The organism is Arthrobacter sp. SAFR-044 (assembly GCF_059414985.1).
Genome location: NZ_JBPFDN010000032.1, coordinates 1 through 1312, shown reverse-complemented (window position 1 = coordinate 1312; position 1312 = coordinate 1). Strand labels below are relative to the sequence as shown.

Below are 1312 nucleotides of genomic sequence, written 5' to 3'. Positions count from 1 at the left end.
CCGGGCCTGGCCCGGTGATGTCGGGCGACCTCGACGGGGCCGGCGGGGCCGTGGTGGACGATGATGACCTGTTCGTCGGGCCCGGTGCCGTGGGAACGGACGAACACCCTCGCCCCGAGCAGATGCGCGGGCACGGAGTATTGGCCGTTCTCGAAGGCGACCATTGGGGTGTTGTCCGGGACGGTGCGGGAGAGTCCGAACGCGACCGTATGCGCGGTGTCCGGGATGCGGTGCAGCCGGGGCTGCTCCTCAGTGAGCATGGCGGAGGGTTTTCGCCGGGTCGCCCGGTGTTCCCGGTTGTTCACCTCTGCCATGAATTCCTCGCAAGCGCTCTCGAGCTCGGCGAAGGAGGCGTAGCCGGGGCGGAGGTTGGTGTCTTTGGGCACGAGGTCGGCCTTGGCTAGCTTCACCGACGCCTCAACCCCGCCCTTCGTGGCGGGATCCGCTGGCTGACAGGTCAGCACGGTGACCCCGTAGTGGCGGGCGAAGTCCAAGGTCTGCTGGTTCCGCACCGGGACCCCGGCGACGTGGGCGGTGGTCACGGTTTTCTCGTTATCGGTCAGGACGTAGGTCGGTGCCCCGCCCAGGACCCGGAAGCAGCGGTCCAGGGCGGCGAACACGCTCGGCGCGGTCCGGTCCCGCAACGGGATCACGATCCGGAACCTCGAGAACGCCAGCCAGGCCACGAACAGGATGGTCTTCACCCCGTCAATGCGGGGCCCGTCGCCGAAGTCGTACTGCAGCCACATCCCCGGCTCTGTGATCCAAGGCCGGTGCACGCGGGTGTGGCCCAACCGCCAGGCGGCCTTCACCTGGGCAATCGCCCGGCGGGTCGACCGTTCCGATCCCGTATAGCCCAGGGCCAGGAGCTTTTCGTGGGCCTTGTCGGCGCGGATCCGCCCTTTGGACGCCTCGATCCATTCCTCGATCTTGGGCAGGTAAGAATCCGTGACCCGCGGCCGGGGAGCTGGTTGGGCGATCGGCCGGCCGGCGTCCCGGGCGGCGACATGCCTGGCAACAGTGTGGTGCGAACAGCCTGTCAGTTCCGCCGTCGCGCGCAACGATCCGGTCAGATCGTAGGCAGCAAGAATTTCCATGATTTCTCCGTCATGCTTCATACAGGGCCTCTTCCCGAGTGACTTGGTGCGTCTAGACACCGTCATCAAATCCCGGGGAGAGGCCCCCGCCGCTTAAGACGCGGCAGGTTCAGTAAGGAAGTGGGCAGATCTCATGGCCACCGCTGGGCAGTTCTACTGGCCGTCAGTGGGCATTTTCGTGGCCGCCTATGGGCAGTTTTTCATGGCCGCTAACA

General features: G+C 66.5%; 1 protein-coding gene. It reads right to left on the bottom strand.

Features of this window, described 5'->3' with window-relative positions; translation table 11 throughout:
• A partial coding sequence (istA, locus tag ACR65J_RS20985; protein ID WP_440172728.1) for an IS21 family transposase occupies positions 1-1118 on the bottom strand: 1118 nt, incomplete at its 3' end.
• Positions 1119-1312 lie beyond the last annotated feature (194 nt).